Genomic DNA, 25,569 nt, shown 5'->3' with positions numbered 1-25,569 from the left:
ATTTAAAAAGTTAGGGTAAACACAGTTTCCGTACCAGGCTTTGAATATAGTTTTAAACTGCCCCCATGCAATTGCATGATTTGTCTTGAAAGACTCAATCCAATTCCTGTTCCTTTTTCTTTTGTAGTGAAGAAGGGTACAAATATTTCATCTATCATTTCTTCAGGAATTCCAGGCCCATTATCCTTAATCACGATACATTTTCTCCCTTTATTATCTTGCCCAGCTATGACTTGAATTAGTCCAGAAGCTTCAAGTTCCAAAGAATGAATCGCATTTTTTACAAGGTTGATGAGTACTTGTGTCAATTGTTTCTCATCAATAAAAAACTCAATCTCAGGTTCATTTTGAATCCATTTTATTTTAGTCGTTGAATTCTCATCTAGCTGCATCAATACTTGAACCCTGTCAAATAAGCTGCTGGCACTGACAATGGCTCTATCAGGCGAAGGAACGTTCAAAAAACTTCGATAGCCCTGTACAAAATCCATTAGATTGTTCCCTTGACTTTTAATCACTTCCAACCCCCTTGCGGCACTAGAAATTTTTTCCTTATCTAGTTGTTCCACAATCGCACCATCTTTTTTATGGTAATACTTTAAAATAGATTCTGAAATGGAGGTTATGGGTGTTATCGTATTCATGATTTCATGGGTGAGTACTCGAATCAAACGAATCCATGAGTCAGTCTCCTTTTCATCAAGTTCTTCATTGATGTCTTGCACAACTACCAATAAAAGAGGGTTTTCATCTAAGACAACTTGTGTGGATTTTAAAGCCAATTGAATTTGTTCGCGTTCATTGGTTAATTGAAATAGTTTGCGTTCAAAAGGCTTGAAAGACTCAAATACTTCATAAAGTTTGGCGTCTATTTGCTTTAACTGTTTGATATGGTTAAGTGGCCTATAATTTAATAGGTTCTCTAGCGTCGGGTTTGAAAAAAGAATATGCCCTTTATCGTTAAAGGTCATGATACCAATATTCGCCTGCTTTAAAATTTCTTGGTAATATTTTTCACGTATCTGAAGCTGTAAGTGTACTTCTTGAATTAATCCGTTGACACGATTTAAACTCTGATTTAATTCTTTAAACGATTTAATCGAAACCTTCTCTGGAAACCTCAGCGTAAAATCTTCGTTCTTAATAGCATCAAAAAAATAGGCGATTTTTCTATTGGTACTATTGATAAAACGGATAAGGTCATAGACTTGAGATACCAAAGCTATAACAGTAACAAAGAGTATTAAATACCAAGCCTCTACAATGGCAAAAGCCATTACCATGGCGGTTGCAGTAATAAATAGTATTCTGATTATTAATTGAATATAAAAATTTCTACTTGCCATTATTTACTAAGCTTCTTCATTTTATTATATAGGGTCTGCCTTGATACTCCCAATTGTTCCGCGGCCGCACTATAATTTCCATCATGAAGTTCCAATGCTCTTGAAATCATATGATGCTCCATTTCATCCAAAGTAATCAATTCAGTTTCTAAAGATTGTGCCGGTTTTGAATGTAATAAGAAATCGGTGGGCTTTAGAACATTCCCTTCCGATAAAATAACAGCACGTTCCATTGTGTGTTGTAACTCACGAATATTACCTGGCCATTGGTATTCCATCAGTTTTTCTTGGGCCAAATTATTTATTTTCAATCCAGATTTATCATACTTATTGGCAAATTGTTTCAAAAAGAAATCTGCCAAAACCAAGATATCACCTTCACGTTCCCGAAGCGGCGGTACCTCAATATGAATGGTGTTAATTCGGTATAATAAATCTTCTCTAAAAAGACCATCAATAACCATTTGATCTAAGTTACAATTGGTTGCACATATTAATCTGATGTCAACATCAATTGGTTTATTAGACCCCACCCTAACAATAGATTTATTCTGTATTGCAGAAAGGAGTTTCGCCTGGGTTTGAAGTGAAAGGTTGCCCATTTCATCTAAAAATAGACTTCCAAGATTGGCAGCTTCAAACTTTCCTGCACGATCTTCTTTAGCATCGGTAAAAGAACCTTTGGCGTGCCCAAAAAGTTCACTTTCAAACAAACTATCCGATATGGAACCCATGTCAACATTTATGAAGACCTCATTCTTCCTGCTTGATAGCCGGTGTAATTCTCTTGCTATTAATTCCTTACCCGTTCCATTTTCCCCTGTAATCAAAACGTTTACATCCGTTTTAGCGACCTTTTGAACGAGGTTGAGTACTGCTATTAAAGCTTTTGAATTACCAATGATGTGGTTCTTATCCTCATTGATAAACCGTTTAAGGTGACTTTCTTTCTTTTTAAGTTGGTTAATTTCTTCTTTTGACTTTCGAAGCTCATAGGCTGACTTTACCGTAGTCAATAAACGTTCATTGTTCCATGGTTTTAAAATAAAATCAGATGCGCCCTGCTTTAAAGCTTTAACCGCCAAATCTACCGCCCCATAAGCAGTCATCATAATTACAGATGTGTTTGGTGATTTCTTTTTAATTTCATTCAACCAAAACAAGCCTTCATTACCGGTATTTACGCCAGCTGAAAAGTTCATATCCAATAATACGATATCAATTTCTTTAATATTTGGAAAGGATGAGATTTGATTTGGATTAAATAAGGTCTTAACACTCTTATATTCGAACTGTAATAGAATCTCTAAAGCGCTGAGAACACTTTTGTTATCATCTATTACCAAAATGTTTGCGTTGGTCATAATCAATGGTTTTAACCTACTAACTCGAAAACAAATTATGTACCGTTTTTGTAACCTTTCTATCTTTTAGAGGTCTTTATTTTGGTATTCCCTTCAAATGAAGGGCTTGCCAGACCACCCCATAATTTTTAAAACTACGGATTGATTATTCAAAAATAAAAGCTATGTAAAATTATTTTACACTTTTTGTATAAAAATTTTACACATCAAATTGTTGGATTTTAATAAAAATTTTTTAAAAATCTGATTATCAGGGTTTTAATTTTATGGCACGAGAATAGCATCCATTCTGGCATAGCAATTTAATATGAGCTTAAAGAAAATCTTTTTTATACTATTAGCATCAAGTTGTCTTACAACGATGGCACAACAAGTTTGGTCTCTGGAAGAATGTGTTGCCTATGCCATTGAAAACAATCTTCAATTGAATGATTTTGAGTTTACAGAACAGTCCAATAAAGAAACTTATCGTCAATCTGTCAGAAACTTATTGCCAAATGTAAATGGCTTTGCAGACTATAATGTAAGCTTTGGTAGGCAGATAAACCCGAATGATAACAGTATTTCCAATACCGAATTTTTCTCGAACAACTACTCATTAAGTGGTTCTTTTGATGTTTTTCAAGGGTTTCAAAAAATAAACAGCATCAAAGCCTCTAAATTTTTATATAAAGCTGCAAAAGAAGAGAGCGTGCAGCAAAAATATCTTTTAGCTTTTCGAGTAATGCGGGCATTTTATGACATTCAGTTCATTGAAGGGTTGATTACCATTTCCGAAGAGCAGGTCGAAATTTCAACCACGAATTACGAATTGGTTCAAAAACAGATTGAGGTCGGACTAATGGCTGGGGCAGACCTGTATGAAGCTGAATCTTTGTTGCTAGCAGATGAACTTGTTTTAACCCAGAACAAGAATAGATTGACAGCAGCCAAGCTCGCACTAATTCAGGCCATGAACTTAGAAGATGAAACTGATATTTTCATTCGCCCTGAAATTGAAAAGGTTGATAGTATTGTTAGTTCGGCAATCACCTCTGATTCTGTTTTTAATACCGCGATGGAGTTTATCCCTTTGATAAAAGCTCAAGAGCTTCGGGTAAAAGCGGCCAAAAAACAGGTATCCATTGCAAGAGGTAGCTTGGCTCCATCAATTGCCGTGCAAGCGGGCTATGGTACGGGCTATTTTGAAACTATTACAGATACCCTTGGGGTAACCATACCATTTAGGTCACAATTTCGTGACAATACCAATCAATTTATTGGGGTATCCTTGAACGTTCCAATTAGCAATGGATGGTCTGGCCGTTCTAGGGTCAAACAACAAAAAATAGCTTTGGCCAGAGCCAAAAACAACTTTGAAATACAAGAACAAGAACTATATCAGCTTATACAACAATTGGTGCAAGAATATAATGCTTTAAATACCGAAGTGCTCCAAACTGAAAAAAGAAGCAAATCACAGGGATTGGCATTTCAAATCGCCCAAAAACGATACGAGAAAGGACTTATTAATGCGATAGAACTAGGAAGGGCCAAAACCCTTTTTGCTACAGCACAAAATGAAAATTTGCAGGTCAGACTTCGCTTAAAAGTAAATAAGAGTACACTAGATTTTTACAATAACCTACCTGTTTTCAATATTAATTAAATTCAAACATGGATATACAACTCGAAAAGAAAAAAGGATTACGCCCAAAACATTATGGCTATATCGCCCTGGGCCTACTCTTATTGTTTGTTGGTTGGAAAATACTTTTTAATACATCGGTTTCTACCTTCAGAACAGAGAAAGACCGGCTTTCTATAGGCCAAATCGCAGAAGGAAAGTTCGATGATTATATTACCATTAATGGTAATGTTGCCCCCATAGCCACAATTTATATGGATGCCTATGAAGGTGGAAGGGTGTCGGAAAAATTAATCGAAGAGGGCACCATGGTCAAAAAAGGTGACATCATATTGAAGTTAGAAAATATGAACCTTTACGAGCAAATTTTGGCCAGTGAAAGTAATCTGGCGCTTAAACAAAATGATTTAAGGTCTACTAAATTGACCTTTGACTCAAGACAGGTAGAAGGCAGACGCTCTTTGGCCACGGCAAGTACGGATCTACAGCGCTTAAAAAGAAATTTTGAGCAAAATGAAGCTTTGTATCAAGATGAGTTGATTTCTAGAGAAATCTATTTGACTTCGAAGGAAAACTATGAACTGGCACAAAAACAATATGATATTGTTAAACTTCAAACCGAACAAGATGATGAATTACGAAAGACATCACTCACAGGTCTTGACACAGATTTAAGTAGAATGCAACAGACTTTATCAATGGTTTATGAGCGACTAGATCATTTAAATGTGCGTGCTCCTGCAGATGGACAATTAGGGTTTTTAGATGCCGAAATTGGTCAAAATATTTCACAAGGGCAACGAATTGGTCAGGTCAACGTGCTTACAGACTTCAAAATTGAAGCTGAAATAGACGAACATTATATCGACCGGGTAAAAAGAGATTTATCGGCAAGCCTAGAGAGAAACGGAAAAGAGTTTCCGTTACGCCTAAGAAAAGTCTATCCTGAAGTTCGGAATGGAAGATTTAAGGTTGATTTGGTTTTTACCGGTGAAAAGCCTGAAACCATTCGTGCAGGTCAAAGTTATAATATCAAATTACAACTAGGAGCTTCTAGTGATGCCTTGTTACTCCCTAAAGGAGGCTTTTTTCAAAGTACGGGCGGTCAATGGATTTTTGTAGTGAACCAGGCTGGGGATGAAGCCATCCGAAGGAATATAAGAGTAGGAAAACAAAATTCAAGATATTATGAGGTTCTTGAAGGTCTCGAACAAGGCGAACAGGTGATTACCAGTAACTACGACAGCTTTGGTGAAGCAGAGCGGATAGTACTAAAATAAAAAGATTAAAACTGTGACATCGAGAGGAATCGAGATGTCTTTAACTAATAGAAATAACAATTACAAAATGATAACAATCAAAGACTTAAAAAAGAGCTTTAGAACTGAGGAAGTAGAAACTTTGGCCTTGAACAGCGTCAACCTTCATGTTGAGAATGGCGAGTTTGTAGCCATTATGGGACCATCAGGTTGCGGAAAATCGACCTTGTTGAATATTATAGGAATGTTAGACAATCCTACGGAAGGCAGTTACAATTTTGCGGGCAATGAAGTTGGTGGGCTAAAAGAAAGTCAAAGAACCCAATTGCGTAAAGGAAATTTAGGCTTTGTTTTTCAAAGTTTTAACCTCATCGACGAGCTTACGGTTTATGAAAACGTAGAGTTACCATTGATTTACTTAAAAATGGGTAAAGCTGAGCGCAAGCAAAAGGTGATGGAAGTACTGGAACGTATGAAAATTGCGCATAGAGAGAAGCACTTTCCACAACAATTATCAGGGGGTCAACAACAACGTGTCGCCATTTCAAGAGCGGTAGTGACCAACCCAAAACTGATTCTTGCCGATGAGCCTACGGGTAACCTCGATTCTAAAAACGGAATTGAAGTAATGAACCTTCTCACCGAACTAAATCAAGAGGGTACCACTATTGTTATGGTAACTCACTCAGACAGAGATTCACATTATGCACATAGAGTAGTAAACCTATTTGATGGCCAAATAGTAACTGAAAGTCAAAATAGGGCTATAGGGGCAACCGTTTAAAGGAGTTTATTCATCTGCCCTGAGCTTGTTTCGGGGTAAATCAAATTAGTCATCAATCAAAAAATGAACGGTCATGTTTAAGAACTATTTAAAAATCGCTTGGAGAAATATCCTAAAAAACAAGGGATATTCCATTATAAATATTGGTGGCTTAGCCATTGGACTTGCTTGTTTCTTGTTGATTGCAATTTTTATATCCAACGAACTTTCTTACGATAATTATCATGAAAAGAAAGATTCTGTCTATAGGGTAATACATCATTCAAACGCCGATAGCCCTGATGACGCTTGGGTATGGGGGAATGCACCTGTAGGTCCTGCACTAAAATCTGATTTTCCAGAAATTATAGAAAAAGCCCAGTTTTCTGGCAGGAGCGACATTCTATTAGAATACAATAACCGTAAATTTCAAGAGGGAGATTGTTTTTATGCAGATACTTCAGTATTTAATGTCTTCAGTTGGCCATTGATTAATGGTGATCCAAAAACTGCACTAGAAGCTCCTTATTCTATTGTTCTAACCGAGACTACAGCAAAAAAATACTTCGGAAACGAGAATCCAGTCGGCAAGACTATTGAAGGTATTGGTGGCAGGGCAGCAGATGGAACCTATACGGTAACGGGAGTTATGAAAGATGTTCCTCAAAATTCCCATTTTTCTTTTGACGTACTCATGTCTATGAGCAGTTTTTATCAGACCAGACCTGAAATTTTTGATTCATGGGGCTATGTTGATTTTTATACTTATGTATTAGTTTCCAATAACTTTGATCAAACCGCATTCGAATCCAAAATACCTGATTTTCTAAAAAAACATATAGAGCCAGAAGTTGCTGAGCAGTACTACTACAATTTCTCTTTAGAATCCATGAATAAAATTTATCTGTATTCAAAGGCAGATCGTCAACCAGGAGAAACCGGCAGCTTGTCCAATATTTACATATTTGCTATCATAGGTCTTTTTATTTTGATAATTGCCAGTATTAACTTTATGAATTTAGCCACAGCTCGTTCAATGGAACGGGCGAAAGAGGTAGGAATACGGAAAGTGATTGGCGCAGAACGCAAAGGGCTTATCTATCAATTTTTGGGAGAATCATTGATTTTGGTGCTATTCGCATCACTTCTCGGTCTTCTTCTAGCTTTTTTAGGGCTGCCATGGTTAAGTTCCTTAACAGGTAAAGCATTTGCGATGGCCTCATTTATTACGGCTCCTATTCTTTTACTTTATTTTGGGACAACATTGCTAACCGGGTTTTTCGCTGGTAGTTATCCCGCTTTTATTCTCTCAGGGTTTAAACCCGTAAGGGTATTAAAAGGTGCTTTTAGAACTTCTGCTCAAGGAGCGAATCTTAGAAAAGGCTTGGTTATTCTTCAGTTCAGCATATCCATTGCGCTCATTGCCAGTACAGTTGTTGTATACTATCAACTTGGATTTATGTTAAATAAGGACATGGGCTTTGCTAAAGACCAACAACTGATATTAGATTTTAATTGGGATGGAGAAGTATTGAACAACGTAGAGGCGATAAAAGGAGAGTTTTTGGCATTAGCGGATGTTAGCTCAGTTTCACTTTCCCGAACCGTTCCCAGCAGTCACTTTCCTGCTGCCGGAACAGATATAGAAACCTACGAAGGAAATATGGAGAATTTTTCTCCCTACATCTATGAGGTAGACAATAATTTTATTCAACATTACAAAATTGATGTTGTCGCCGGCAGAGCTTTCTCACCAGATTTTCCAACCGATAGTATAAGCTCACTAATTATAAATGAGGCAGCAGTTAAAGAATTTGGATACAATGATCCTAACCAAATCATTGGTAAAAAGTTTCAACAATGGGGTCGCGAAGGAAGCATAGTTGGGGTTGTAAAAGACTTTAACTATATATCACTGCACTCAGAGGTCGCTCCACTTACTTTAAGGCAAGTCCCCTATGGGAGATACCTTTCTTTGCGTATAAGCTCAAATAATTATAAAGATGCCATTACAGCCATAGAAAAAAAATGGAATGTATTGGCTCCACATCGACCGTTTATATACAGCTTCTTGGATGAAGCTTTTAACAAACAATATATATCAGATATACGATTTAGAAAATTATTTACCATATTCTCCTGTCTAGCCATATTTATCGCTTGCCTAGGTCTTTTTGGTCTGGCTACCTATAGTGCCATGTTACGCACCAAAGAAATTGGTATTCGAAAGGTTCTTGGAGCTAATGTATCCACCATTGTTGCTTTATTATCAAAGGATTTTATAAAATTAGTTGGCATAGCCATTCTTATTGCCATACCCTTTTCTTGGTATGCAATGCGACAATGGCTTAATGAGTATGCGTATAAAATTGATGTGGAATGGTGGGTGTTTCTATTAGCAGGAGCAATTGCATTGTCTATTGCCATTGCAACCGTTGGTTTTCATGCGTTTAAATCAGCCAATAACAATCCAATAAAAAGCTTAAGAACAGAATGATAGGCATTCAATGCCTTGATACCATAAAAACGAAAATCATGAAATCATCAATCAAAAATAGTAGTGCAAAACTTTTTATCTTGAGTTTTGCACTACTTTCAATCAACGCTTTTGGACAGTTAAAAAAGGTAGTTGTAGACAATTATGATAAAATTATTGTAAGCCCGCATATTGCGGTCACTTTTATTAAAGGCGACTCAGAAAACGTTGAGGTTCATACAAGTACAGAACCGCTTGACAAATTGAACATTGAAGTGGTTGGGTCGACCTTAAGGCTTTATCTGGATGGTGCAAAAACGTATACCGATGGCAAAAATGTTAATGGTGATAACTATGATTACAAAGTGCCTATTTATAAGGGCACTGTAATTACTGCTACAGTAACGTATAAATCTCTTAAAGAGCTTTCATTGAGGGGTGAAGAAAAGTTTGCTTGCGAAAGTATCATCGAACAATCAGAATTTCAACTTAAATTATACGGAGAATCCGAGGTCTATTTTAATGAAGTTCATTTTGATAATTTAACTACGACCATTTACGGCGAAAGTTATTTAGAGCTTAAAAATGGAACAATTGATAGACAAAAAATCACCGCATATGGCGAAACTACTATCAATACCTTGGGCGTTAAAAACAACAGCACCAAAATCACTGCTTTCGGTGAAGGCAGTTATCGGGTAGCTGTCAAAGAACGATTGAAAGTTACTGCATATGGAGAAGCAACCATAGCATACGAAGGCTCGCCCGAAGTAAAAAAGGGTATTGTAATTGGAGAAGCGACCATTCAAAAAATCAACTAAATCATGTTCAAAAACTACTTAAAAATAGCTTGGAGAAACCTTTGGAAAAATAAAGCGTATAGTGCGTTGAATATTTTTGGACTCGGTATAGGTATTACATGCGCCTGTCTCATATTGCTCTGGGTTGAGGATGAGGTTAATTATGATAGTGTTTTTTCAAAACAAGATTTGATTTATTACGTACCTACAAACCAAACGTTTGAAGGTGAGGTGTATACTTTTTACTCTACTCCTGGGCCTCTGGCCAAAGACCTAAAAAACGAAATCCCCGAAATTTCCAAATCTTCCACTACATCAGGTCAAGAGATTTTACTTGCAAATGGAGATAATGGAATCAACAGATATGGAAGGTATGTCCATCCCGATTTTCTTGATATGTTCAGCTTGACGTTTTTGGAAGGAGAAATGAATACCGCCCTTTCCAGACCTGATGGAATTGTTTTAACACAAGAAACCGCATTTGCACTCTTCGGTTCTGACAAAAATATATTAAACCGGGTCATTCAAATCAACAACGAATTTAGTTTTACCGTTACAGGTCTTATAAAAAATCTCCCCAGTAATGTGACATTTGATTTTAATTGGCTGCTGCCATTTGAACGCTTTGAATTGGGAGAAGATGATATGTCTTGGACAGAAGAATACGGTAACAACTTCGCCGATACCTTTGTAGAGCTTACCCCCAATGCCAATTTCAAAGCCGTTGACAATAAGGTCAGGTCTATAATCGGCTCAAAAATGAACACCACCAACAATTCTCCTAACGAGGCCTTTCTGCATTCCATCAAAGATTGGAACTTACGCTCCGATTTTAAAGGGGGGAAAAAGGTGGGTGGTCTTATAATATTGGTAAGATCTCTGGTTTTTATTGCTTTCATCATTCTTTTGATAGCATGTATCAATTTCATGAACCTTTCTACCGCTCGAAGTGGTAAACGAGCCAATGAAGTTGGTGTGAGAAAAGTGTTGGGTTCCAGTAAAAAAAGATTAGTTGGCCAATTTATGTCGGAGGCCATTATTTTAGCAGGAATCTCTGCCTTATTCAGCATTGTTTTATTGCTGCTTCTGCTCCCTTCATTCAATATCTTGGTAGAAAAACAGATTGAACTAAGGCTGTTTGAGCCTATTCATATACTTTCCCTTCTAGGGATTACGTTGATTTGTGGCCTCTTGGCCGGCTGGTATCCCGCTTTATACTTATCCTCTTTCAGACCAGCACAAGTACTTAAGGGCGTTAGCAAAAGTCAAGGAAGTGCTTCAGTAATCCGCAAAGGTCTTGTAGTTACTCAATTTGCAGTTTCCATAGTTTTCATCATTTGCAGTACCATCATCTTTCAGCAGATACAACATGTAAGGGCCCGAGATGTGGGTTATGAAAAAGGAAATTTGCTAAATGTGGCCGTTAGTGGTAATATGATTGATAAATTTCTTCCTATTAAAGAAGAAATGATTGCATCTGGTACTATAGAAGACGTAGCATTAACCAATTCAAATATGCTTTCCAGTGGCAATAATGGATCGGGGTTGAGTTGGCAAGGTGGCAGTGATACGGACGATGTTCTTGTTAGATTTAGATACGTGAGCCCTAATTTTATTGGCACAGTGGGGCTGGAATTCGTTGAAGGGCGCGGTTTTAATAATGATGCCATTGTAGATAGCACCAATGTTATTATCACCCAATCCTTCGCCAAATTAATGGGGAAAAACAGTGCTTTGGGTAAAACCATTACACGGGGCAATACCGAATACAGGGTTATAGGGGTCGTAAATGACTATCTCTATGGTGATTTATATGGCAATGGAAAAACAGGCCCGGTCATGTTTTTCAATAATGCGGACTATGCCAATACCATGTATGTAGGCCTGAAACCCAAATCATCCGCGACTGCCGCATTAATGGTCGTTGAAAATGTTCTAAGAAAATATAACCCTGCATTTCCATTTGAATATCGGTTTGAAAATGACCTGTTCAATTCTAGGTTCAAAGACGAAGAGTTGGTTGGGGAGCTTGCCAAAATTTTTGCCGCTCTGGCCATCATCATTTCTTGTCTGGGCTTATTCGGATTAGCGGCATATACCGCAGAACAACGAAAGAAAGAAATTGGGGTACGAAAGGTATTGGGTTCTAGTGTTTCAAACATAGTTCAGTTGCTCTCAAGAGATTTTATGGGTCTGGTCGTAATTGCCTTATTCATTGCAATCCCTTTAGCCTGGTGGTTTATGAGTTCATGGCTGGAGCGTTTTGCTTATAAGGTTTCCATTGACCCTTGGGTTTTTGTGGCCGCTGGTGTAGTCGCAATGATTATAGCAATAGTTACTGTAAGCTTTCAGGCAATAAAAGCAGCCTTGGCCAATCCTGTAAAAAGTTTACGTACAGAGTGAAACTTTTTCAGATTTATGGAGTCCTTAATTAGAATGACGCCATTATAAAAAAGAATCAATCAAAAACAGAATTATCATGTTTAAAAACAATTTAAAAATCGCTTGGAGGAACCTCCTAAAAAATAAGGGGTATACTGTTATTAATATTGGGGGCTTAGCATTGGGAATTGCCGTGACCCTTATCATTGGTCTGTGGATTAATGATGAGCTGACCCATGATAATTATTACAAAAACAAAGAAAAAATTGCGCAGGTTTGGCAATCGCAGACCTTTAATGGCAGAACAGGAACAGGACCAGCAATTCCTCTTCCATTAGAACCTGCGCTGCGAGATGGATATGGAGATAATTTTGAGCATTTGATGATGGCTTCTTGGACACAGGATAGTTACATCAAATACAAAGAGAATAGCATATCGAGACCTGGAAACTATATGCAGAAAATGGCCCCGAAACTTCTTAATCTTGAAATACTAAAAGGTGATAAAGATGGCTTGCGGGAAATTAATTCCATAATGCTTTCCAAATCAACTGCAGATGCACTTTTCGGAAAAGAAAACCCAATAGGTAAGATTGTAAAAATCGGTAATCAATATGACTTAAATGTCACTGCGGTTTATAATGATATTCCATACAATAACACCTTTAACGATACGGATTACATCATTCCTTGGGACCATTATGTTGCCAATCGCGAATGGATACAAAATTCCCTTGATAATTGGGGTAATAATTCTTTTCAGATGTTTGTGCAATTGTCGGCTAACGCCAACATGGAGAATGTAACTAGCATTATTAGAAACGTCAAAAAGGATTTAAATGAAGACACGGCTGAGTTTAATCCTCAGCTTTTTCTTCTTCCTATGGAAGACTGGTATTTACGCTCAAATTTTGAAGAGGGCAAACAAGTTGGAGGCCGTATTAAATATGTCTGGCTCTTTGGTATTATTGGGGCTTTTGTCCTGCTCTTGGCTTGTATCAATTTTATGAACCTTAGTACGGCACGTTCAGAAAAAAGAGCAAAAGAAGTTGGTATTCGTAAATCCATTGGATCACAGAAAGGTCAATTGATATATCAGTTTTTAAGTGAGTCATTTTTGGTCGTACTTTTTGCATTTTGTGTAGCCTTATTAATAGTTTTAATTTCATTGGGCGGTTTCAATGAATTAGCCCGAAAAGAAATTATATTCCCTTGGGACAATATAGGTTTTTGGGGAATTTCCATTGTATTTATTCTTTTTACATCATTATTGGCAGGAAGCTATCCAGCATTGTACCTGTCCTCATTTAGACCAGTTGATGTTTTAAAAGGAACCTTTAAATCAGGAAAACATGCCAGCCTACCAAGAAAGATATTGGTGGTACTCCAATTTACAGTATCAGTAGCATTTATCATTGGTACGGTAATCGTCATGCAGCAAATAAACCATGCAAAAAATCGTCCAATTGGTTATGATAGGGAAGGGTTGATTCAAATTCCCACATGGTCTGCAGATTTTGAAGGCAAGACAGATTTAATGCGAGAGCAATTTATAAGCTCTGGTGCTGCAATCGAGATGGCAACATCTAGCAGTCCTACAACGCAAATTTGGTCTAATAGAAGCGGCTTTACTTGGGAGGGGAAACCAGAAGGTTTTCAAGAAGATTTTGCATGGACTGAAGTATCTCCTGAATATGCAAACACGCTCGACTTAAAAATAGTACAAGGAAGAGACTTCTCTAGAGATATGGCTTCAGATTCTTTAGGAATACTAATCAATAGAACTGCCGTAAAATATATGGGTTTGGAGAATCCGGTAGGTACCATTATTCGTGACTCAGATGAAGAAGATCCAGGTCCGTCAATGAAAATTATTGGGGTTGTTGAAGATATGATTGCCCAATCACCCTATGAGCCAGTTAAACAAGGGTGGTATGTTTATGATCGCCACAATAATTTTAGTTATTACAATTTAAGACTGAATCCTAAGCAAAGTGCAAGCCAAAACTTGGCGATTATAGAACGAGTTTTTAAGGAAAACTTTCCCGCTATTCCTTTTCAATATGATTTTGTTGATGACCAATATGCTCGCAAATTTGCAACAGAAAAACGCGTTGGTACTTTATCCGGAATTTTCACTGCACTGGCCATATTAATTAGCTGCCTCGGATTGTTTGGACTTACCTCTTTTGTTGCTGAACAACGCACCAAAGAAATTGGCGTACGAAAAGTGCTTGGTGCAACAGTATTCAATGTTTGGAACATGCTTTCAAAAGACTTTCTAAAATTGGTGATTATCTCCTGTTTCATTGCCGTTCCCATTGCTTATTATGTAATGAACGGGTGGTTACAAGAATACCCGTATCGGGTAATTTTAAAATGGTGGATTTTCGTATTGGCGATGATGGGCGCTATGGGCGTTACCGTATTGACTGTAAGCTTTCAGGCTATCAGAGCTGCCAAACAGAACCCTGTGAAGAGTTTGAGAACGGAGTAAATTGTGAAGATTATACTGTAAATATATTATACAAAACGTGTCAAAATATTTTACATATTGGAAAATAGATTTTATTGTAACATTCTAAATTTTAGATACTTATGATTTTGGCATGATAATCGTTTTTTGATTGATATCAATCAAAAACAACTGTTGTGTTCAAGAATTATTTAAAAATCGCCTGGAGAAACCTCATCAAAAGAAAAGTATTTACTACCATTAATATTTTGGGGCTTGCTATCGGGTTTGGAAGTGCCATATTGATCTATCTCTTTTTAAGCTATCATCTGTCGTTTGATAATTTTCACCACGACAAAGATCGCATATATAGAATGGCTACCGAAGAGCATATGGATAACGTCGATTATTCGGCCAGTGTTCCTCCGGCCTTTGCTAAAGTATTCCGTGAGAACTATGCGTATGCTGAAAAAGTGGCCAAGATTGTTGATAGAGAAGGTTTGATCATCGATGTTGAACGAAATGGGAGTGTCAATAAGTACAGCAAGGATGTCATATTTGCCGAAGAAGATTTTTTCAAGATTTTCAATTTTCCACTTACGAACGGTGATAATGCTATTTCCTTATCAGCGCCAAATACTGCAGTAATCACCGAAAGTGAAGCGCTTGAACTCTTCGGAAGTATAGAGGTGGTAGGCGAGACTTTTATCTTGGGAAATAATGAGACCATTGAAATCACTGGGGTACTAAAAGATATTCCCAACACATCCTTCATGGATTACGATATCTTTATTTCCTTTGAGAACCTAGAGGAATACTCGGAGTTTGCACATGGGGAAAACTGGGGGGGCATCACTACCAACCTGCAATGTTTTACCCTATTAAAACCCAATCAAGATATCGCTAATATAGAAACTGCGCTATTGGAACTTCCCAAAGAACATAGACCAAACAGCAAGAATACACACATATACAAACTTCAACCATTGTCCGAGATTCATCTTAATTATGAGTACGGTGGTTTAGACCCGGTCTTTTTGATTGTATTTGGCATTATTGGCCTATTCTTAATTGCCATTGCTTGTATCAACTTTATAAACATATCAACAGCTCAAGCATTTTACCGCTCCAAAGAAATAGGTATTCGCAAGGTATTGGGCAGTTTTAAAAGCCACCTTTTTTGGCAATTCTTAAGCGAGACCTTTCTCATCAGTTTAATTGCCATAGTATTAGGTATTGTCATGGCCATACTATTTCTTCCTGCTTTTAACGCCCTATTTGAAATACAATTGACCATGGAAAGTCTTGTAAGCTTGCGGTTCATTAGTTTCTTGTTATGGCTATTGGTATTGGTCTCTTTATTCTCTGGAAGTTATCCTGGTATATTATTATCTAGAACAGTACCCATTTTAGCACTAAAAGGGAAACTTAATCATAATGATACTGGCGGTGCTACTACAAGAAAAGTCTTAGTAGTGGCACAGTTTGTTATTTCCATATCGCTTATTGTGGCCACCTTGGTAATTTCAAAGCAAATTGAATATGCTACCAAAACAGATTTAGGTTTTGATAAAGAATCTATAGTAATGCTCGAAGTTGCCGAGACTTTGGATTCCGAGCAATTTTATGGCCTAAAGGAGCGGCTGAAACAAGTGGTGGGCGTGCAGCAGGTTACAGGTTGCTTGACCAGCCCAGGAGGAGGAAACACTTTTTGGGATACCACAGTAAAATACAACAACAGGCCCGAACGTGAAGAGTTCAGTATTTCAATAAAGGTCGGCGATGAAGACTATTTAAATGCTTTTGACATACCTCTGGTTGCAGGGCGCAATTTCTTTAAAAATGATTCCATAACCGAAATGCTCGTCAATGAAAAATTTGCAGAAAAGGTAGGGGCATCATCAGTAGACGAATTATTGGGCAAAACACTAGCTGTAAATGGTGAACGCGTCGAGGCTACTATTGTAGGCGTAGTAAAGGATTTTCATGATAGCAGCTTTACCGAAGAAATAAAACCAGTATTTATTGCTCCAACAGTCAGATGGTACAACGAACTAGGTATTAAAATCAACCATTTAAATACTGCGGGGACATTAACTCAGCTAGAAAAAGAGTGGTCGCAAACGTTTTCCAACCATATTTTTGATTATCGCTTTTTGGATGAGCGAGTAGCTGAGCAGTACGAAACTGAGCAGCGGTACTTGTCCTTGTCCAAAGTGTTTTCCGGACTGGCCATTTTCATCGGCTGTATGGGACTATATGGCCTCATACTATTTTTTGTTGGGCAACGAAAAAAGGAAGTGGGCATCAGAAAAGTTCTTGGCAGTAATGTTGCCGATATTTTAACTTTATTCTCAATGGATTTTCTAAAACTAATACTTATCGCTGGCGCCATTGCCGTTCCTCTCGCTTGGTATTTTATGGATATTTGGTTGCAAGGATATACATATAGAACTGAAATTCACTGGTGGTATTTCGCTATTTCAATATTGGCAGTATTGGTACTTACGCTGATTACCATTAGCTATCAAACCATAAAGGTGGCCATGAAAAGCCCTGTAAAAAGTTTACGAACAGAATAGACAAGAGTTCTCCTTAAGGAAATAGAAATCCATTGAAAGAAGATAAAAGACAACAAAACATTTATAAATGAAAAACAAACTGATTGCAACGCTCCTTTTCACGATTTGTTCAATTGGATTGAAAGGCCAAATTACCTTTCCACCAGATGGAAATAAAAAAGCTTCCGTTTCAGAATACATTGGAATCACTGAAGCAAAAATAAACTACTCGCGCCCAGGAGTTAAGGGACGTGAAGGGAAAATTTGGGGTAAATTGGTGCATTACGGATTTGCTGACCTTGGCTATGGAACGAGTAAGGCCGCACCATGGCGAGCAGGAGCCAATGAGAATACCACCATTGAGTTTTCTACCGATGTCTTAATTGAAAACAACATATTACAAAAAGGAAAGTATGCATTCTTCATTGCCATGGGAGAAAAAAAGGCAACATTGGTGTTTTCAAAATTCAATAACGCTTGGGGCAGTTTCTACTATAAGAAAGAGAATGATGCGCTGCGAGTCGAAGTGCCTGTGGAAAAAGTAGAGCAAAGCACCGAACGTCTCAAATACGAATTTGTAGATCAGACAGAAAATAGCGCGGTCATTTCTATGCAGTGGGAACGAATCAAGGTTCCTTTCAAGGTAAGTGTCAATTTGCAAAAGACTCAAATAGAGGCTTTCAGAAACGAGGTAGATTCCGGTATTTTTTATCGCTATTGGCAAAATTTACAAATGGCTGCTGATTATTGTTTGACGAACAATATCAATTTGGAAGAAGGCTTAAGTTGGGCAGACCGTTCAATCAATACCTATTTTGGGGAATCTAACTTCAAAACTTTATCGACCTATGCCGGCTTACTACAGAAATTGAACAGAGGTACAGAGGCAGATTCAATAATGCAGAAAGCCATCTCTATGGGTACTTCTCAAGACTTGGTCACATATGGTGTTCGTTTAAACCAAATGCGCATGCATGAAGAAGCTTTCAACATTTTCAAGAAAAACTATGATAAAAATCCCGATGACTTTTACGCACATTTAGGAATGGTAAGTGGTCATTTCTATTTGGGCGACAAAAATGAAGCGTTGAAATTTTGTGAATCTGCCATGAAGAAAACAACCGACAAAATGTTCCTTTCCTATATTGATAACCTAATAACTAATATTAAAGAAGGGAAAGATATTTTCAATTAAATCATCAAGCAAAAAAGATAATTATGTTTAAAAATCACATCAAAATAGCTTGGAGAAGTCTAAAAAAGCAACCCTTTTTTACCTTTCTCAACACCTTTGGGCTTGCTATTGGTATGGCTGGGGCATTATTGATTTCCTTATATATCTATGACGAACTGGGGTTCGATAAAATGTTTGCTGATGCCAATCGTATTTATCGAATAGACGCCGACATTAAATTTGGCGGTGCTGAAATTGATGCTGCCCAAAGCTCTGCCCCCATGGCAGCCACTTTACAGCGAGATTTCCCACAAGTCGAATCTACAGTCAGGTTTCGAGACCAGGGTAGCATGCTCTTAAAACTAGATGGTGCAAAAGATAATATTAAAGAGCTTCAGACCACATACGTTGATTCTACCTTTTTTGATTTTTTTGGAATTAAACTGTTGGCTGGTGATATTAAGGCCGCACTTACACAACCAAATACATTGTTGTTGACAAAAACAGCTGCTGAGAAACATTTTGAGGTGCAAAATGCCTTAGGTCAAAGTCTTGTTTTGAATAACAGAGATACTTATACTGTTGTAGGGGTAATTGATGATTTGCCAAAAAATTCCTTTCTGAGAGATCATAGTGTCTTTTTAGCCATGGCCGCATTGGCAGATTCACGCGAAAATCTTTGGGGAAATACTAACTACTATACGTTTATCAAGCTCCTACCGACAGTTAAGGTTGAAGATTTTCAAGCTCCCCTACAATCCGTCCTTGATAATTACCTACTTCCGTGGGCACAACAGGTTTTTCCAGGTCTCACAAAAGAGTCGTTTGCAGCATCCGGAAACTACTACAGATATCATACCATGCCCTTGACCAATATTCATCTTTACTCTAGCAGACAATCTGAAATGAGTGCCAATAGCAGTATTCAAAATGTGTATATACTTTCATTCATAGCACTTTTCTTGATTGTTTTGGCCAGTGTAAACTTTATGAACCTCTCAACCGCACATTCTTTAAAGCGGGCAAAAGAGGTCGGTATTCGCAAAACCCTCGGGTCGAACAAATTGGAACTGGTGCGTCAGTTTTTAATTGAATCAGGGTTGATTTCCTTTATTTCATTGCTTTTGGCTTTATTGCTCGCCTTGGTGGTACTTCCCTTCTTCAATGACCTTTCCGGTAAATCGATTTCCATTCCATATGCGAGTCCTTTCTTCTGGTTGACGATATTGGTCACTACGGTTTTATTGGGGCTGTTCTCTGGCAGTTATCCTGCTTTTTTTATGTCGCGGTTTATGCCAGTTAAAACTTTAAAAGGCGCGGTTCAAACAAATGCAAGGGGCGGGGGTATTCGAAATGCTTTAGTGGTATTTCAATTTGCCATTTCAGTTCTTTTGATCATTGCCACATTAGTGGTTTATCAACAATTGAATTTTATTCAAGGCAAAGACCTTGGCTTTACAAAAGAGCAGATATTGTTGATCGATGACACATTTGCCGCAGGAAATCAAACAAATACGTTCAAAGATGAGGTCGTAAAGCTAGGTCAAGTGCAAAGCGCTACCCTAAGCAGCTTTTTACCTACCCCTTCCTCACGGTCCAACACTTCTTTTTTTAGTGAAGGTTCTAGAGAGCAAGAAAGTGCCATACAAATGCAAATTTGGAATGTGGACAAAGACTATATTCCAACCTTGAACATGGAGCTTACCACTGGGCGTAATTTTGACGACCGATTCGGTACCGATTCCACTGCAGTAATAGTTAACGAGGCAGCGCTGCCCGTCTTGGGTGTTGAAGCCAAAGAAGCACTTGGCATGAGAATTTCACAAAGTATCGATTCTGAAGAACCTGAATATTATACGATTGTTGGTGTGGTAAAAAACTTTCACTACGAATCCCTGCGGGAAGATATTGGGGCGCTGTGCCTTTTGATGGGCCGTTCTAACGAAAACATGGCCGTAAAGTTAAAACCTGGGGATTTCTCCAGCACAATAGCTAGCATTGAAAACGTTTGGAAAAAACTTGCCCCTGGTCAACCCTTTAGTTATCGCTTTATGGATGATTCTTTCAATACCGTCTACGATGCAGAGCAGCGACTAGGTAAGATATTCATGGTATTTTCCATCCTCTCTATTTTAATCGCTTGCCTAGGCCTTTTTGGCTTGGCCACCTTTAATGCCCAGAAGCGCACCAAAGAAATTGGAGTGCGAAAAGTATTAGGGGCAAGCGTAAGTCAAATATCATATCGACTTACCTTAGATTTTCTAAAACTTGTTGGTATCGCAATAGTTGTCTCACTGCCTCTGGGGTGGTATGCCATGAACAAATGGCTAGAAGATTTTTCTTACCGAATAGAAATCAATTGGTGGGTATTGGCCTTGGCCGGATTCTTAGCCATTGCAATTGCGATTATTACGGTAAGCTATCAAAGTATAAAAGCTGCCATCGTCAATCCGGTAAAAAGTCTAAGAACAGAATAACTATTACTCTCAATCTAAAAATTTACCGATCATGTTAAAAAATCACATCAAAATTGCTTTAAGATCTTTACTTAAAAATAAAGCATACTTGTTAACCAATATTTTTGGATTGTCTGTTGCTTTAACGGTGTCTTTTTTAATGCTGCTTTGGGTTCAAGATGAACGGAAAATGGATAAATTCCATGAAAATGACAATCGTCTTTTTAGTGTAAAACGAACAATCCCCTTGGGTGATGGTACACTCGATGTATACCGTTCAACATCATATCCTCTCTTACACACCGCAAAAGAGCAGTTGCCAGAGGTTGAAAATTACATCCCTCTAGGGTATAGTTTTGAGGACAATTTAAGACTTGACAATATCAATTTAAGGGCCCAAGGAGCTTTTGCCAGCGCCTCCCTTTTTACAAGCTTTACTTTTCCTGTCCTGATGGGCGACATTTCTCAACTTGATCAAAAGTCGGAAGCCTTGGTAATTTCTGAAAGTCTAGCAAAACGATTTTGGGGCGCTAACTGGAAAAGCAGAGCCATAGGAAGTTCTATAGATATTCTTGACAATGGAACTTTTACTATTGAAGCGGTGTATAAAGATTTCCCTAAAAGTTCAACAATTCAGAACGATTTCTATTACAGTTTCAATAGTGTTTTGGCCAAAGGTGATTGGATGGACAAGTGGGATGTTAATAGAATGGCTGGGGCATTTCTACTCAAAGAAGGTGCAGATTATAAAAAGGTTGAGGACAAACTGGAAAAACTTTTTCAATCTCATTTAGAGGGAGAGCAAAAAGAAGGGATTTTATTGCAAAAATTTTCAGATGGTTATTTATACGGCAAGTTTGATGAGCAGGCGGAAGTTAGCGGTGGTCGCATAGAATACGTTCGCATATTTACCATTGCAGCGTTCTTTCTTTTGCTAGTATCATGTATAAATTTTGTGAACTTGTCTACGGTCCATGCGGTAAAAAGGTCCAATGAAATAGGGGTGCGTAAGGTAGTAGGAGCAAAAAGAAATACGCTCATCGCTCAATTTATTACCGAAACAGTTATTATCACGGCTATTGCTTTTAGCATTGCATTTGTGTGCACCATTTTATTATTGCCCTCGATAAATGGTTTCGTAGAAAAAAGTCTGGTAATAGATTTTGGGCAACCTTCTATTTGGATTGCTCTTATTTGCTTGTTTCTGCTCACCGCCCTACTCTCTGGATTATATCCTGCAATGGTCATTTCTTCCTTCAAACCTATTATGGCATTAAAAGGAAAAGGGAAAGAAAAGAAAAACACGGTCTCCCTAAGAAAAGGTCTGGTGATACTTCAATTTGGCCTTACCATTCTCTTAATTTTTGCTGCCATGGTCGTAAAAATGCAGGTGGATTTTATCAATAAAAAAGACTTGGGTATTATAAAAGACCATGTGGTTTCAATTCATCAAGATCAAGAACTCACAGAAAATTATGAGGTGCTTAGAAATGAATTAATTGCATCAGAAGGTATTGAAGATGTTACATTGGCGGGGCCATCCCCTATAAACATGAGCGCTTCCACCAGCGGGGTGGTTTGGCCAGGCAAATCTGTTGAACAAGAGAATGTTGAATTTGCATTGCTATGGGGAGCACACAATTTCCCTAAAGTTTTTAAAGTAGAGATTACAGACGGAACTTATTATCGAGAAGGGTCAATGGATACGCTGAACATTGTAATCAATGAGCAGGCAGTGGCCGTTATGGGACTCCAAAATCCTATTGGAAAATCAATTCAATTGTGGGGTCAGCCGAGGGAAATTATTGGGGTTTTAAAAGACTTTCATAATCAGTCCCTTTACGAACCTATACAACCCGCTGTCTTTTTGTTAAACCCTGAAAATGCTGGGAATCTGTTTGTAAAAATTAAAGCAAAAGAGACCGAAAAAGCATTGGCTTCACTAGATGCGGTATTCAAACGTACTGTTCCGAATATTCCTTTGCACTACAATTTCATGGATGAGCAATTTGCAGCCTCCTATAAAACCGAACAATTGACCAGTACCCTTGCCTATTACTTCGCCATGATATCGATATTAATTTCTTGTTTGGGACTTTTTGGATTGGCAACTTTTATGGCCAAACAACGTACCAAGGAAATTGGAATACGAAAAGTCTTGGGCGCTAGTGTGAGCAGCATAACTACCCTTATATCAAAGGATTTCTTAAAACTGGTGTTGCTCTCCATTGTGATTGCCGCTCCTTTGGCCTATTATTTTATGGATAACTGGCTTCAAGATTTTGCATACAAAATAAACATTCGATGGTGGGTTTTTGTTCTTACGGGGGCACTCGCCATTCTTATTGCCCTAATTACCATTGGTTTTCAAGCAATTAAAGCGGCAATAGCAAACCCAGTAAAGAGTCTTCGGACAGAATGATCATTCATCTCAATCAAAAAATCATCAATCATGTTTAAAAACAATATCAAAATCGCTTGGAGAAGTTTAAAAAAGCAACCCTTTTTTACCTTTCTCAACACCTTTGGGCTTGCCATTGGCATGGCCGGGGCCCTACTTATAACCCTTTACATTCACGATGAGCTGAGTTATGACAGAATGTTTGCCGACGCCGACCGCATCTATCGCATCAATGCCGATGTAAAATTTGGTGGGCTACCTGAACAGCTCGGAGAATCACCCGAACCTATGGCCGAAACCTTGATGCGCGATTATCCACAGGTTGAGCTGGCAACTCGTCTTAGAAATCAAGGCAGCATCTTACTCAGAAAAGCCAATGTAACCGCCAATGTAAAAGAGCTGAACAGCACCTTTGCCGATTCCACTTTCTTTAAAATGTTTGGGATTCAACTATTGGATGGAGATGCCAAAACCGCCTTGAAAGATCCAAATACATTGGTTTTGACCCGAACGGCGGCAGAAAAGCATTTTGGTATCAATAATGCAGTTGGTCAAGAAATGGTTCTTAATAATTTAGGAACCTTCAGGGTAACCGGTGTTATGGAAGATATGCCCAAGAATTCTTTATTGAGGGACCATACGGTCTTTATGTCAATGCCCAGTTTTCAGTATGCACAAATCGGTCATTGGGGTAGCCTTAATTATTACACTTTTGTAAAAATGGTACCTAGAGCTGATATGGCGGCTTTTCAAGAGGGGTTGAATTCCTTAATCGGACGCTATTTAATTCCATGGATTCAGGATTTTTATCCGGGTATGACGGAGGAGTCTTTTAAAGCCTCTGGAAATTTCATCAATTACAGCGCCATGCCTTTGACGGACATTCATTTGTATTCCAACATGAAATCTGAGCTCAGCGCCAACGGAAGCATCCAAAACACTTATATCCTTTCGTTCGTAGCCTTGTTTCTGGTGATTTTGGCCGTGGTCAATTTTATGAACCTCTCAACAGCATATTCTATGAAAAGGGCAAAAGAAGTGGGAGTGCGTAAGACTTTGGGTTCAAACAAGTCCGATCTGGTCAGGCAATTTCTAACAGAATCTGGATTGATTTGCTTCTTATCGCTTTTGATAGCGGTCGGCATTGCTTTTCTGGCCCTTCCCTTCTTTAATGAATTGGCCAATAAAGCCATTTCCATACCATTCGCCAATCCAGTCTTTTGGTTGGCAATAGTCTTGGCAACGATACTACTTGGCTTGTTATCTGGTACCTATCCTGCATTTTTTATGTCCCGGTTTATTCCTGTCAAAGTATTAAAAGGAAGCGGGCTTTCCAATTTGGGTGGCAGTAAAGTAAGAAACTCGCTGGTCGTTTTTCAGTTTGCCGTATCCATTCTCTTAATCGTTGCTACGGTCGTAGTTTATCAACAATTGAGTTTTATCCAAAGTAAGGAGTTGGGGTATGACAAAGAACAGATTTTGGTTTTGGAAGATATCAATAATGTAAATGGTCAAGAGCAAGCTTTGAAGAGCGAAATATTGCGCTTAGGACAAGTACAACATGTGACCTTAAGCAGTTTTTTGCCGACGCCTTCTGCTAGAACTGGGCAAACTTTTTTCAAAGAAGGTGCTAACAACCAAGAAGATGCCATTAACATGGAACATTGGAGGGTCGACCATGATTACCTATCCACCATTGGTTTGGAGTTAGTCGCCGGGCGTGATTTTGATGTGCGTATTCCAACAGATTCCAGTGCGATTATTATCAACGAGACAACACTAAGAACATTAAATGTAAGTGCTGAAAATGCCATTGGTCTTAGAATTTCTTCAGATCTCGGAGCAAGTGAAGAAGATATTACTTATCAGACGATTATCGGTGTGGTCCAAAATTTTCATTATGATTCTATGCGAAACAACATTGAATCCCTTTGTTTAGCGATTGGCCGTTTTCCGGGGTCCATGGCCATAAAGATGACAGCCCAGAATACTGCTTCTACAGTCTCGGCTATCGAGGGTATATGGAATGATATCGCTCCTGGACAACCTTTCAATTACTATTTCATGGACGATTCATTCAACAACAGCTTTGAGTCGGAACAACGTTTGGGGCAAATATTTTCCATCTTCACCGTTCTTTCGATACTGATTGCCTGTCTTGGGCTATTTGGGCTGGCCACCTTTAACGCACAGAAACGGACCAAAGAGATTGGTATACGAAAAGTGCTGGGAGCAAGTGTAAGTCAAATATCCTATCGTTTGACCACCGATTTTCTGAAAATGGTCGGATGGGCCATAATTATTTCCTTGCCGATTGGTTGGTATGCCATGAACAAGTGGCTTGAAGATTTTAGCTATCGCATTGAGATTCAGTGGTGGATGTTGTTATTGGCCGCGTTTCTCGCCATTTTCATTGCTGTAGTTACCGTGAGTTATCAAAGTATAAAAGCTGCCATCGTAAACCCAGTTAAAAGCTTGCGTACAGAATAATCAAGAAAAAGGGCA

At 38.3% G+C, this 25,569-nt stretch carries 14 protein-coding genes; 12 read left to right on the top strand and 2 right to left on the bottom strand.

The annotated features are described in order from the left end of the window. Positions 1-2: 2 nt before the first annotated feature. Both RM706_RS05005 and RM706_RS05000 read right to left on the bottom strand, forming a co-directional pair. Positions 3-1,346, bottom strand: a complete 1,344-nt coding sequence (locus RM706_RS05005; RefSeq protein WP_311349929.1) for a sensor histidine kinase — start codon at positions 1,344-1,346, stop codon at positions 3-5. Beyond that, on the bottom strand, positions 1,346-2,710 hold the full coding sequence (locus tag RM706_RS05000; RefSeq protein ID WP_311349928.1) for a sigma-54-dependent transcriptional regulator: 1,365 nt from the start codon (positions 2,708-2,710) through the stop codon (positions 1,346-1,348). The genes RM706_RS05005 and RM706_RS05000 overlap by 1 nt, the downstream gene beginning before the upstream one ends. A gap of 361 nt (positions 2,711-3,071) precedes the next feature. On the opposite strand from RM706_RS05000, the gene RM706_RS04995 reads away from it, so the two are divergent. The 12 genes from RM706_RS04995 (at position 3,072) to RM706_RS04940 (ending at position 25,554) form a co-directional block, all read left to right on the top strand. After that, positions 3,072-4,358: a TolC family protein gene (locus RM706_RS04995; protein WP_311349927.1), complete on the top strand. Its 1,287-nt coding sequence runs from the start codon at positions 3,072-3,074 to the stop codon at positions 4,356-4,358. An 8-nt stretch (positions 4,359-4,366) separates the two neighbouring features. Continuing rightward, a complete protein-coding gene (locus RM706_RS04990) occupies positions 4,367-5,617 on the top strand; it encodes an efflux RND transporter periplasmic adaptor subunit (RefSeq protein ID WP_311349926.1) in 1,251 nt (416 codons plus the stop codon). A gap of 67 nt (positions 5,618-5,684) precedes the next feature. Continuing rightward, positions 5,685-6,380 (top strand): ABC transporter ATP-binding protein, encoded by a 696-nt coding sequence (locus RM706_RS04985; RefSeq protein ID WP_311349925.1) that lies wholly within the window; start codon positions 5,685-5,687, stop codon positions 6,378-6,380. 73 nt (positions 6,381-6,453) lie between these two features. Then, positions 6,454-8,856: an ABC transporter permease gene (locus RM706_RS04980; protein ID WP_311349924.1), complete on the top strand. Its 2,403-nt coding sequence runs from the start codon at positions 6,454-6,456 to the stop codon at positions 8,854-8,856. 38 nt (positions 8,857-8,894) lie between these two features. Continuing rightward, positions 8,895-9,656: a head GIN domain-containing protein gene (locus tag RM706_RS04975; protein WP_311349923.1), complete on the top strand. Its 762-nt coding sequence runs from the start codon at positions 8,895-8,897 to the stop codon at positions 9,654-9,656. 3 nt (positions 9,657-9,659) lie between these two features. Beyond that, the gene (locus RM706_RS04970) at positions 9,660-12,038 is read left to right on the top strand and encodes an ABC transporter permease (RefSeq protein ID WP_311349922.1); all 2,379 of its coding nucleotides are present in this window, start codon (positions 9,660-9,662) and stop codon (positions 12,036-12,038) included. A gap of 76 nt (positions 12,039-12,114) precedes the next feature. Next, positions 12,115-14,514: an ABC transporter permease gene (locus RM706_RS04965; RefSeq protein ID WP_311349921.1), complete on the top strand. Its 2,400-nt coding sequence runs from the start codon at positions 12,115-12,117 to the stop codon at positions 14,512-14,514. A 155-nt stretch (positions 14,515-14,669) separates the two neighbouring features. After that, positions 14,670-17,054, top strand: a complete 2,385-nt coding sequence (locus tag RM706_RS04960; RefSeq protein WP_311349920.1) for an ABC transporter permease — start codon at positions 14,670-14,672, stop codon at positions 17,052-17,054. 67 nt (positions 17,055-17,121) lie between these two features. Then, a complete protein-coding gene (locus tag RM706_RS04955) occupies positions 17,122-18,228 on the top strand; it encodes a DUF2911 domain-containing protein (RefSeq protein WP_311349919.1) in 1,107 nt (368 codons plus the stop codon). Positions 18,229-18,251: 23 nt separating this feature from the next. Then, complete coding sequence (locus RM706_RS04950) at positions 18,252-20,684, top strand: ABC transporter permease (protein WP_311349918.1); 2,433 nt, start codon at positions 18,252-18,254, stop codon at positions 20,682-20,684. A gap of 31 nt (positions 20,685-20,715) precedes the next feature. After that, positions 20,716-23,085, top strand: coding sequence for an ABC transporter permease (locus RM706_RS04945; protein ID WP_311349917.1), 2,370 nt, complete (start codon positions 20,716-20,718; stop codon positions 23,083-23,085). A 30-nt stretch (positions 23,086-23,115) separates the two neighbouring features. Next, positions 23,116-25,554 (top strand): ABC transporter permease, encoded by a 2,439-nt coding sequence (locus RM706_RS04940; RefSeq protein ID WP_311349916.1) that lies wholly within the window; start codon positions 23,116-23,118, stop codon positions 25,552-25,554. Positions 25,555-25,569: the final 15 nt, after the last annotated feature.

It is taken from the genome of Croceitalea rosinachiae, from assembly GCF_031846445.1.
GTDB lineage: Bacteria > Bacteroidota > Bacteroidia > Flavobacteriales > Flavobacteriaceae > Croceitalea > Croceitalea rosinachiae.
The sequence above is the reverse complement of the archived record's forward strand: the minus strand, read 5'-3'. Positions and strand labels throughout refer to the sequence as shown.

Excerpts from the sequence above, each read along its gene's own strand:
- RM706_RS04970 (WP_311349922.1), top strand. The coding sequence starts at position 9,660 with ATGTTCAAAAACTACTTAAAAATAGCTTGGAGAAACCTTTGGAAAAAT.
- RM706_RS04940 (WP_311349916.1), top strand. The coding sequence starts at position 23,116 with ATGTTTAAAAACAATATCAAAATCGCTTGGAGAAGTTTAAAAAAGCAA.
- RM706_RS04955 (WP_311349919.1), top strand. The coding sequence starts at position 17,122 with ATGAAAAACAAACTGATTGCAACGCTCCTTTTCACGATTTGTTCAATT.
- RM706_RS04990 (WP_311349926.1), top strand. The coding sequence starts at position 4,367 with ATGGATATACAACTCGAAAAGAAAAAAGGATTACGCCCAAAACATTAT.
- RM706_RS04965 (WP_311349921.1), top strand. The coding sequence starts at position 12,115 with ATGTTTAAAAACAATTTAAAAATCGCTTGGAGGAACCTCCTAAAAAAT.
- RM706_RS04975 (WP_311349923.1), top strand. The coding sequence starts at position 8,895 with ATGAAATCATCAATCAAAAATAGTAGTGCAAAACTTTTTATCTTGAGT.
- RM706_RS04980 (WP_311349924.1), top strand. The coding sequence starts at position 6,454 with ATGTTTAAGAACTATTTAAAAATCGCTTGGAGAAATATCCTAAAAAAC.
- RM706_RS04995 (WP_311349927.1), top strand. The coding sequence starts at position 3,072 with ATGGCACAACAAGTTTGGTCTCTGGAAGAATGTGTTGCCTATGCCATT.
- RM706_RS05000 (WP_311349928.1), bottom strand. The coding sequence starts at position 2,710 with ATGACCAACGCAAACATTTTGGTAATAGATGATAACAAAAGTGTTCTC.
- RM706_RS05005 (WP_311349929.1), bottom strand. The coding sequence starts at position 1,346 with ATGGCAAGTAGAAATTTTTATATTCAATTAATAATCAGAATACTATTT.
- RM706_RS04945 (WP_311349917.1), top strand. The coding sequence starts at position 20,716 with ATGTTAAAAAATCACATCAAAATTGCTTTAAGATCTTTACTTAAAAAT.
- RM706_RS04985 (WP_311349925.1), top strand. The coding sequence starts at position 5,685 with ATGATAACAATCAAAGACTTAAAAAAGAGCTTTAGAACTGAGGAAGTA.
- RM706_RS04950 (WP_311349918.1), top strand. The coding sequence starts at position 18,252 with ATGTTTAAAAATCACATCAAAATAGCTTGGAGAAGTCTAAAAAAGCAA.